9 protein-coding genes are annotated in these 10,023 nt (G+C 69.5%); 7 read left to right on the forward strand and 2 right to left on the reverse strand.

Annotated elements, in window-relative coordinates:
- Window positions 1–110: 110 nt before the first annotated feature.
- Both GA0115254_RS14465 and GA0115254_RS14470 read right to left on the reverse strand, forming a co-directional pair.
- Entirely contained in the window at window positions 111–746 is a 636-nt protein-coding gene (locus tag GA0115254_RS14465) for a response regulator transcription factor (protein WP_093895681.1), read from the reverse strand.
- Entirely contained in the window at window positions 734–1,966 is a 1,233-nt protein-coding gene (locus GA0115254_RS14470; protein WP_093895682.1) for a sensor histidine kinase, read from the reverse strand. The genes GA0115254_RS14465 and GA0115254_RS14470 overlap by 13 nt, the downstream gene beginning before the upstream one ends.
- Before the next feature lie 178 nt (window positions 1,967–2,144).
- Here GA0115254_RS14470 and GA0115254_RS14475 point away from each other — a divergent pair, with 178 nt between their 5' ends.
- From GA0115254_RS14475 to GA0115254_RS46045, 7 genes are all read left to right on the forward strand, one after another.
- On the forward strand, window positions 2,145–2,867 hold the full coding sequence (locus GA0115254_RS14475) for an ABC transporter ATP-binding protein (protein ID WP_256102576.1): 723 nt from the start codon (window positions 2,145–2,147) through the stop codon (window positions 2,865–2,867).
- Entirely contained in the window at window positions 2,864–5,281 is a 2,418-nt protein-coding gene (locus tag GA0115254_RS14480) for an ABC transporter permease (RefSeq protein WP_141720826.1), read from the forward strand. Before GA0115254_RS14475 ends, GA0115254_RS14480 begins: the two co-directional genes overlap by 4 nt.
- Before the next feature lie 243 nt (window positions 5,282–5,524).
- Window positions 5,525–6,631 (forward strand): serine hydrolase domain-containing protein, encoded by a 1,107-nt coding sequence (locus tag GA0115254_RS14485; RefSeq protein ID WP_370740875.1) that lies wholly within the window; start codon window positions 5,525–5,527, stop codon window positions 6,629–6,631.
- 393 nt (window positions 6,632–7,024) lie between these two features.
- The gene (locus tag GA0115254_RS14490; protein ID WP_370740876.1) at window positions 7,025–8,137 is read left to right on the forward strand and encodes a serine hydrolase domain-containing protein; all 1,113 of its coding nucleotides are present in this window, start codon (window positions 7,025–7,027) and stop codon (window positions 8,135–8,137) included.
- Window positions 8,138–8,476: 339 nt separating this feature from the next.
- Window positions 8,477–8,947, forward strand: a complete 471-nt coding sequence (locus tag GA0115254_RS44475; protein ID WP_176740125.1) for a hypothetical protein — start codon at window positions 8,477–8,479, stop codon at window positions 8,945–8,947.
- Window positions 8,948–8,973: 26 nt separating this feature from the next.
- On the forward strand, window positions 8,974–9,312 hold the full coding sequence (locus tag GA0115254_RS14505; protein WP_093895688.1) for a hypothetical protein: 339 nt from the start codon (window positions 8,974–8,976) through the stop codon (window positions 9,310–9,312).
- 26 nt (window positions 9,313–9,338) lie between these two features.
- On the forward strand, window positions 9,339–9,461 hold the full coding sequence (locus tag GA0115254_RS46045) for a hypothetical protein (protein WP_256102577.1): 123 nt from the start codon (window positions 9,339–9,341) through the stop codon (window positions 9,459–9,461).
- Window positions 9,462–10,023: the final 562 nt, after the last annotated feature.

A 10,023-nucleotide genomic window follows, 5' to 3' on the forward strand; every position in this document is an offset into this window, starting at 1 on the left:
CGCGCCCCCGGTCGGCACATCGGACCGTCCCCCCGAACCCGAGGTGTAGCCCGCTACACCCATGTGGTGACGGACACGTCGCCGTACGGGACGGCCGTCCGGGACGCGGGTCAGGCGTTCAGGTAGGCAAGCACCGCGAGGACCCGGCGGTGACCGCTGTCGCTCGCCGGCAGGTTCAGCTTGGCGAGGATGCTGCCGATGTGCTTGCTGACGGAACGCTCGGTGATGAACAGGGTCGTGGCGATCGTGAGATTGTCCAGGCCCTGCGCCATCAGCCCGAGAACCTCCCGTTCCCGGGGGGACAGCGCGTCGAGCGGGTCCCGGCGGCTCATCAGCTGGGAGACGACCTCGGGGTCCAGCGCCGTTCCGCCCGCAGCGACGCGCTCCAGCGCGTCCTGGAATTCCTCAATATGTCCCACACGGTCCTTGAGCAGGTAGCCGATCCCCGATGCGCCCTGGCCGAGCAGTTCAGCGGCGTAGCTCTCCTCGACGTACTGGGAGAGCACCAGGAGCGGCAGGCCGGGAAGGAGTTTCCGGGCCTCGATGGCGGCACGCAGCCCCTCGTCGCGGAAGCCGGGCGGCAGCCGGACGTCCAGGACGGCGACGTCCGGCCGGTGTTCCAGCAGGGCGGGAACAATCTCGGGCCCGCTTCCCACGACGGCCACGACCTCGTGCCCGACGTCCTCCAGGAGCAGAATCAGCCCCTCGCGGAGAAGGACGTTGTCCTCCGCGATCACGATCCGCACGGCAGCACCACCTCAATCGTCGTTCCGGAACCGACAGGGCTGTCGATCCTCGTCGTACCGTCCAGGGCGGCGACCCGTCGACGTACCCCGGCAAGTCCGCTGCCCGAGGCGGAGCCGGGTGCGGCCCCGCCGCACCCGTCGTCCCGCACGACGACGCGCAGCGTGGGGCCGTCATACCGGAGCGACACCTGAGCACGGCTCGCGTCGCTGTGCCGGGCGATGTTGGTCAGCGCCTCGGCGACGACGAAGTAGGCGGCCGCCTCGACGGCGGCGGGGGGACGGCGGTCGGTCTCGGGCAGGTCCAGGGTGGTGGGGATCGGCCGGCCCGCGGCCAGGGAGCGGATGGCTCCGTTCAGTCCCCGGTCGGAGAGGATCGGCGGGTGGATACCGCGGATGACGGTGCGCAGTTGGACAAGTGCTTCGTCCACGGTGGTCCTGGCATCGAGCACCATTCTCCTGGAACTCTGAGGGTCCTTGTCGAACCGACGGTCGGCCAGGGCCAGGCGCATGGCCACCGCCACGAGCTGCGCCTGGGTGCCGTCGTGGAGGTCGCGTTCGATCCGCCGGAGTTCCGCCTCGTGGGCCTGGAGGGCTCCCGCGCGCGAGGCGGTCAGTTCCTCGATCCGCCGGCCGGCGCCGGTCCACGTACCGAGCATGATCTCCGCGATCCAAGTCTCCAGCTTCACCGTGGCGGGGGCCAGCCACAAGAAGAGGGCGGCGAAGAGCCAGACACACACCGCGGACAGGACGATCGCCTGCATCCAGGTGGTGAGGGGGGCCGCAAGGAGGGTGAGGGTTCCGCCGGGCAGGGTCCACCACCACAGCGGGATGGAGAGCGTCAGCAGCAGACTGAGCAGCACTCCCAGGACGAGGACGGGAAGGACGAGCCCCACGATGCCGTGAACCAGCATCCATGCCGCGTCCTTGCGGGTACTTGGGAACCGCAGCAGTTGGAGCGTTTGCTGGTAGGCGTTGCCTTCGGGCGTCGGATAGGGCCGGCGCACGGGGCGGCCGAGAACGCGTTCGGCGCGTCGGCGTTCGGCATCGGCCAAGGCGCGCAACGGCCGCACCGCCCACGGCAGGACCGGGGCGAAGATCAGCGAGAAGCAGACGAGCGGCAACAGAACGTAACCAACCAGCGAAGGCAGAGCGGTGGTGAGCCCACCCAGCAGATACCTCGCGGATCGTAGGCTGTGGAGTGCCCTTGCCTTCAGGTCCATGAGTCAAGACGGTACTTCACGGGTGTTCCCCTGTCATAAGTGTGCGCTACACCTGGCAGGTGGAGCCCGCTACACCCCCGGTTCGGGAGAGGGACCGCTGCCGTCCGCTCGGCTCGCGCGGTTACGTTCGGTACCTGTTCTGACCGATCGAGGAACCGAGGGACCCACCATGCAACCGATGACGACTCGGGCCACGCAGTTCGCCGTGTCCCTGGAGGAGGTCTCCCAGTCCTATGGCGAGGTGACCGCGCTGGACGGGGTCAGCTGGGGGTTCCGCAAGGGCAGTCTCACCGCGATCATGGGCCCGTCCGGATCGGGCAAGAGTACCTTCCTGCACTGCGCCTCCGGTCTCGACCGGCCCAGCAGCGGAACGGTACGGCTCGGTGATCTGGACATGGGAGGGCTCAGCGAGACGGAGCTGACCCGGCTGCGCCGCGAACGGATCGGGTTCGTCTTCCAGGGCTACAACCTCATGCCCTCGATGGACGTCGAGCGCAACATCACCCTCCCGTTGTCCCTCGGCGGCCGCAAGGCGGACAGGCGCTGGCTGGACGAAGTCGTCCACCGCGTGGGGATGGCCGGCCACCTGGACCGGCTCCCGGCACGCCTGTCCGGCGGCCAGCAGCAGCGTGTGGCGGTCGCCCGAGCGCTCGTCACCCGCCCGGAGATCGTCTTCGCCGACGAGCCGACGGCCGCGCTGGATCCGAGGTCGGCCGAGCACGTCCTGAAGCTGCTGCGTGACGCGGTCGACGAGATGGGACAGACGGTCGTGCTGGTCACCCACGACCCGGTGGCCGCGGCCTGGGCCGACAGTGTCGTCTTCCTGAGCGAGGGCAGGATCGTCGACGAGCTGACGGCTCCCTCCGCCGCAACCGTCCTGGCCCACTGGGGGACGCTGTGAGGCGCGGTATCGCCGCCGGAGTGGCGGTGGCACTGGTGTGCGCGGCCATGCTGACGGGCGCGTTCGGGGTCCTGCTGGAGTCCGCACTACGGGCGCACGGATCGGCCGACCGCTATGAGCGCGCCGTGGCCGTCGTCGCCGTGAGCCAGCGCGTCGAGGTCGTCAAGGACGACCAGACCGATGTCAGGCCACTGGTGGAACGAGCCCGGGTACCGGTATCGGTGGCCGACCGGGCGCGCGCGGTACCGGGAGTCACCGAGGTGGTCGCGGACGTCTCTCTGCCGGTGGTCACCGCCGACGGGGCCGTGCGGACCGGCCGCGGCTGGGACGCGACCGTGCTCACCGCTGTCGAACTGCGCGCCGGCCGGGCTCCGCAGGCAGAACACGAGGTCGCGGTGGACTCCGGCGGCGGCAGGGCCGTCGGGGACACCGTCCGCCTCCAGGTCGGCGGCAGGGCGCCGGAACCCTACCGCGTCAGCGGTCTGGTGGCCGGCGGGTCCGGCGCAGGCCACGATGTCTGGTTCGGCCAGCACACGGCACAGGTCCTCAGCGGCCGCCCCGAGCACGCGGACGCGCTGGTCGTGCTCGGCACGGAGAAGACGTCCGTCCAGTCGCTGCGGGCAGCCGCCCCCGGTCTCGTCGTCGCGACCGGCGCGGACCGTGGCGACGTCGAGAACCCGGAGGTGGCGGCGGCACGACTCGACCTGATCGGCGTCTGTGCGTCGATCGGCGGAGTCGCCCTCCTGGTGGTGCTGCTGATCCTGACCGGTCTCCTGGACACGTCCGTACGGGACCGGACCCGCGAACTCGCCGTCCTGCGCGCCATCGGTGCCACCCCCCGGCAGGTCCGCAAGGTGATCGTCCGCGAGACGCTCAAGGTCGCGGTACCGGCGTCGCTCCTGGGCGGTCTGCTGTCGCTCGGGCTCGGCACCCTGCTGCACCGCTTCATGGCCGAGCAGGGGGTCCTGCCCCCGGGGCTGGGGCTCGCTCTGGGACCGTTTCCTGTCGTCGGTGCCCTGGCGCTCACGGTGCTCACCGGGGTCGGTTCCGCCTGGCTCGCGGCACGACGTGTATCCCGGATCAGGCCGGCCCAGGCCGTGAGCGAGACCTCCGCCGAACCGACTCGGCTACCGCGCTGGCGCGTGATCACCGGCCTGGTGCTCCTGGTCGTCGGTCTCGCTTCGGCCGGCACCGCGTTCGCGTTCGGCGGGCAGGTGGCGACCGCGGCCATGGGCGGACTCGTACTCTCCCTCATCTGGGCGGCGGCCCTCCTGGGTCCCTCGATCGCCCGAGGGGGAATCGTCGTCCTCAGCCCCGTCATGCGCCTCCTGTTCCCGGTCCCGGGCCGGCTCGCCACCGACACGGCCACCGCCGCGGCCGTGCGACTCGCGTCGGTGATCACGCCGATCGCGCTCGCGCTCTCCTTCGGCGCCAGCCAGCTGTTCGTGCAGACCACCGCGGTCAACGCCACCCGGACGCAGGCAGCCGCAGGGCTGCACGCGGACCAGGTCCTCGACTCGAACGGGCCGGGCGTGCCCCGGGCCATGTACCGGGCGGTGGAAAGGACGGCCGGACCGGGGACCGTGACCGCGGTGAAACGCACCACCGTGGTGATGTCGGTCGCGGCCCAGCTCCAGTCCCTGCCCACCCAAGGCGTGAAGGGCGCACTGTCCAATCTGGACCCGGACGTGAAGGCGGGCCTGCTGAAGGGCCTGCACGGCAAGAACACGGTCGCGCTCAGTTCGAACGTGGCCAGCGCGGCCAAGGTCGGTTCGACCGTGTCTCTCTGGCTCGGGGACGGCACCGTGATCCGACCCAAGGTGGTGGCCGTCTACGACCGGGGACAGGGCTTCGGGGATGTCCTGCTGCCTCACGATGTGGTCGCCGCCCACGTCACCGACGCGGGCCACGACGACTACCTCCTGGTGAAGGGAGCGGCCGACCTGCGACCGGTGCTCGACCGTTTCCCCGGGACCCGTGCCACGTCCGCCGGACAGTACAGTGCGGCTCTCACCGAGAAGGCACGCCAGCAGGCCCTGCCCGGACTGCTCGCAGTCGCGGCGATCTCCCTGTTCACCCTGATCGGCGTGGTGACCACGCTGGCCGTCTCCACCGCATCCCGCCGTCGTGAACTGGCTCTGCTCCGGCTCATCGGCGCAACCCGCGGCCAGGTTCTGGCGATGCTGCGGCTGGAGACCTGCCTCGTACTCGGTACGGGGGCCGCCGTCGGCTCCCTGGTCGCGGCGGTGACGCTGCTGACCTTCGGCGGCGCGGTGACCGGTCTGTCCGCGCTGTCGGTGTCCCCCTCGGTCTGCGCGGCCGTACTCGGCACTGTGTTCCTGTCAGGCATGGCGGCTGTCATGCTGCCCGCCCGCCGGCTGCTGCGCCGCCGAAAGTCTCCTCGAATCACGTAGCGGAACCAGGTCCCGCCTCTCTCATGCTTCCCGTCCTCGGGCGGGGGCACGGGAGGAGGGCCGTTCCTTCATGCGCCGCGACCACCACAGGACCGGGCCGAGCCACCGGCAGGTCCGTCGCACCACGACCACCTCTCACTGACCCACTGATGTTGTTCCCCTACCGACAGGAGTTGTTCCATGCATGCACATGTATCGCCGAGGTTCCGTCCCACTCTTTCGCGAGGCGGCCGACGTAAGACCTTGCTCGCCGTGACCGTGCTCACCGGGGCCGTCATGACCACCGGTGCACTGTTCCCGTCCGCGGCCTCCGCCGCCAAGCCGGACCCCGTTCAAAAAAGCCTGAACACCTTGGTGGTCGACGACCGGATGCCCGCCGCACTGGCGAGCGTCACGGACCACGAGGGCCGGACGCGCAACTACACCGCAGGGGTCGGCGACCTCAGGACCGGGGCGAAGGCACCCAAGGACGGGCAGGTGCGGGCAGGCAGCAACACCAAGGCGTTCACGGCCGTGGTCGTGCTGCAGCTGGTCGCCGAGAAGAAGATCGCCCTGGACGCCCCCGTCGACACCTACCTGCCCGGCCTGCTGCGCGGTGAGGGGATCGACGGACGCCACATCACCATCCGCCAGCTCCTCCAGCACACCAGCGGCCTGCCCGAATACGTGGACAAGGCCGCGGTCCTCAAGGATCTGCAGAGGTACTACGAACCGCGCGAGCTCCTCGACAGCGCCCTCGCACAGAAGGCCCACTTCTCCCCGGGCGCGAAGTGGGAGTACAACAACACGAACTATCTGGTCGCGGGCATGGTCATCCAGAAGGTCACCGGCCGCCCGCTGGGCGAGGAGATCAACCGGCGCATCGTCGACCGCATCGGACTGCGCCACACCTACTTCCCCACCCCCGGAGACATGACCATCGACGAACCCCACCCCAAGGGCTACCACCGGGACGCAGCCGACTCGCCCTGGCGCGAGGTCACCGAACTCGACCCTTCCTGGGGCTGGGCCGCGGGTGCGGTGATCTCCACCACCAGCGACCTCAACCGCTTCTACGCCGCCCTCCTCGACGGCGAACTCCTGCCCCCGGCCCAGCTCGCCCAGATGCGCACCACCGTCCCTGCCGAGGCGGTCGGCCCGGGTGTCCGCTACGGACTGGGCCTGACCAGCAGGCCGTTGCCGTGCGGCGGCCTGTACTGGGGCCATGGCGGCACCATTCCGGGATACGACACCTTGGGAGGTGTCACGGAGGACGGCCGTGCGGTCAACATCGCACTGACCGCCATCGCGACCGACCCCGCCACCGCACAGCACGCGCAGACCGCCGTCGAAACGACCCTGTGCCGCTGAAACCCTCACTGACCCAACCGGAAAGCCGCCGCTCCCGCACCGCGGCCGCAGACGCCCGATGAGGGCGGGTCAGGCCGGTGGGCGGGCCCCTGCCGCCACCGGCGCTTGACGGTATCGGTCGCCGCTCCCGCTCGCGGGAACGGCGACCGATACCCCGGCGGGCCCGTGCTCACAAGCGTCGCCAGGCCACCAGAGGGACGGCCCGTCCGAGTTTGCCCACATCTCGCAAGAGCCCGTATCCGGTCCCGGAGTCGGAATCCGCCACCGTCACCGAGGCGCGTACCGACTCGCTCTTCGCTTGCTCTCCACTGTCACGACAGGAGTTGCTCCATGTACGCACGTGTATCGCCGAGGTTCCGTCCCACTCATTCGCGAGGCGGCCGACGTAAGACCTTGCTCGCCGTGACCGTGCTCACCGGGGCCGTCATGACCACCGGCGCACTGTTCCCGTCCGCCGCCTCCGCCGCCAAGCCGGACCCCGTTCAAAAAAGCCTGAACGCCCTGGTGACTGACGACCAGATGCCCGCCGCGCTGGCGAGCGTCGCGGACCGCAAGGGCCGGACGCGTCACTACACCGCAGGTGTCGGCGACCTCAGGACCGGCGCGAAGGTACCCAAGGACGGGCAGGTACGGGCAGGCAGCAACACCAAGGCCTTCACGGCCGTGGTCACGCTGCAGCTGGTCGCCGAGAAGAAGCTCGTCCTGGACGCCCCCGTCGACACCTACCTGCCCGGCCTGCTGCGCGGCGAAGGCATCGACGGACGCCACATCACCATCCGCCAACTCCTCCAGCACACCAGCGGCCTGCCCGAATACATGGAATCCCCCGTCTTCGCGGACTTCCCCGCCGTCCGGTACCGGTACTTCGAGCCACGCGACCTGCTTGACGGCGCCCTCGCGCAGAAGGCCCACTTCTCCCCGGGCGCGAAGTGGGAGTACAGCAACACGAACTACCTGGTCGCGGGCCTGATCATCCAGAAGGTCACCGGCCGCCCCATAGGCGAGGAGATCGACCGGCGCATCATCGACCGCATCGGACTGCGCCACACCTACTTCCCCACCCCCGGAGAGACGACCCTCCACGAGCCCCACCCCAAGGGCTACGAACGGGAAACGGACGACGGACCTCTGATCGACTACACCACCATGGACATGTCCATGGCGTGGGCTGCGGGTGCCCTGGTTTCCACCAACAGCGACCTCAACCGCTTCTACACCGCCCTCCTCGACGGCAAACTCCTGCCCCCGGCCCAGCTCGCCCAGATGCGCACCACCGTCCCCGCAGAGGCACGCGGCCCCGGCGTCCGCTACGGACTGGGCCTGACCAGCACGCCGCTGTCATGCGGCGGCGTCTACTGGGGCCACGGCGGAACCGCCCTGGGATACCGGACACGAGGAGGCGTCACAGAGGACGGACGTGCCGCCGGCATCGCGGTAACCACCGCCCCGACGGGTGCAGCCTCCCAGCGGGTGGAGGCCGCCGTCGACACGGCGCTGTGCCGCTGACCCAGGCAGAGACAGACGGGAAGACGGCCCGCAGGGTCGCCGGCGCGCTCCGGCGGCCCCGGCCCCGGCCCCGTTCCGTGGAAATGTGCAGGTGCTGACCAGCACGCAGGGCGGACGCCGGCACGCCAGATGTACGCCTCCCTCGGACCTGGCGAGGAGCCCCGGGTGATCGAGCCGCGCCGCTCTATCCGCGCCCGGATCACAAGCCCCGGCAGCAGCGACCGGACCACGGCCCATTCCGCGCCCGTCATGTCCGAGGGATACCGCCGAACACGCTCCGGGCGATCGGCCGCATTCCCGAACCGGTGAGCGACACAATCACACGCCGGAGCAGCCGAGTTGAACTCCACCGGCACGAGCACGTACAACCGCGGCAACATGGTCTCCTGGATCTCGGTCGGCTTCGCACACCCGAGCCACCAAGAGACCCTGCCTTCATGCCCGCAGCCGGCGGCAACCACCCAATCGAGACTCCCCTTCGAGACACACCCTTCAAGATCGGAACGACAACGGCTACTCAAAGCGTTCAGACACGGAAAGCAGGTCGGCAAGTGGCTTGCCGACAACCATCCACATTTCTTCGCCGACACCACCGATGACAGCAAGTTCGACATTGTTGGCCGCCACGACGACGGCGTCTGGGTATCGCTCCAGGACGAGGACAGGGTGTTCGTTGAACCCCTGCATGTTCTCGTCGGCTTCAGGGCCGACCATGGGTGGCTGGGCAAGAAGCGCCCGCGATGCCGGCTGGCACACATGGACGAGGTGCTCGGCGGATTGCGCGAGCAGAGGAACTGCACGCCGAGCTGACCGCCCTGCGCAAGGAGACCGCCTCCTTGCGGGCCGGGACGGAACAGGCCGCCGCGAATACCGCGGTGGAGGTGAGCGAGGGGCACGGCGCGCTGCTGCGGGAAGCGGCCCGGGCCTCATCCGCGACGGTGCTGTGCCACCGGGACGCCTGGGAGTTCATCACGGCCCATGCCGGGCGGCAGCCGCACTTCCGGGTACCGGCCCAGATCCTCGGCCAGGGCGAAAAGCGGGTCCGCGCTGCACTGTCCGGACGTTCCTTGATCGCGCTCCTGATCGCCCTGCACCGGTCAAGGAAACCGCATCCGAGGGAGACGGCGACCAGGACCTGGCCACCGCTCTCTACGACCGCGTCAAGGAAAGCCTGACTGGACTGTCCGCGGCAGGCCGGCCAGTGACCATCACCCTCGACGACCGCGTCACGCCCGATGGCAGCACACCGGCTGACGAACCCGACGTGCCCGAAACCCCGACCGAACCTGACGAAGAGGCCGAGGGCGAGGACAAGAAGGAGTAACTGCGAAGGCGGTCTCCACCGGCAACTCCTACTGACAAATGCTCCGTGCCTCCGCACCTGAGGGACGCCCGGGCTAACCGGGCGCCCCTTGGCGAAACCCGGCCCATGGGCTCCAGGACGCAGCAAGCAAGCCGTCGCGGCATCCCGTTCGCGCCCATACTCCCGTTCGGCGCATGGCGGGACACGGTCGCGCACCGCACCCACCGCCCCTCGCCAGCAACCGACAGAACACCCGGAACGGATAAATCGCCAGCGCCGATCACGCATCCTTTCCCCTCCGGCCACCCGCACACCAAAGAATCAGCAGGTCAAAAGCCTGCCGGGAGCGCCCCGCCCAACCAACCCGATACAGGACCTCCCCATCAACCCGTATCCGCTAGGCTGTCCCTGGTTGGCCACTGGTACGCCGCACCGCCCGTCCAGGCAAGAACACGGAAGGTGCCACACCTCGTCCGACCAGCGGGCTTGTACGCCTAGCGGAAGATCCACTCTCTGGGTTTTCTTCAAGGATTCCTACAAGCCCCCGCCTTCGTAGCTCAGGGGATAGAGCACCGCTCTCCTA

This window comes from Streptomyces sp. Ncost-T10-10d, from assembly GCF_900091955.1.
Taxonomy (GTDB): Bacteria; Actinomycetota; Actinomycetes; order Streptomycetales; family Streptomycetaceae; genus Streptomyces.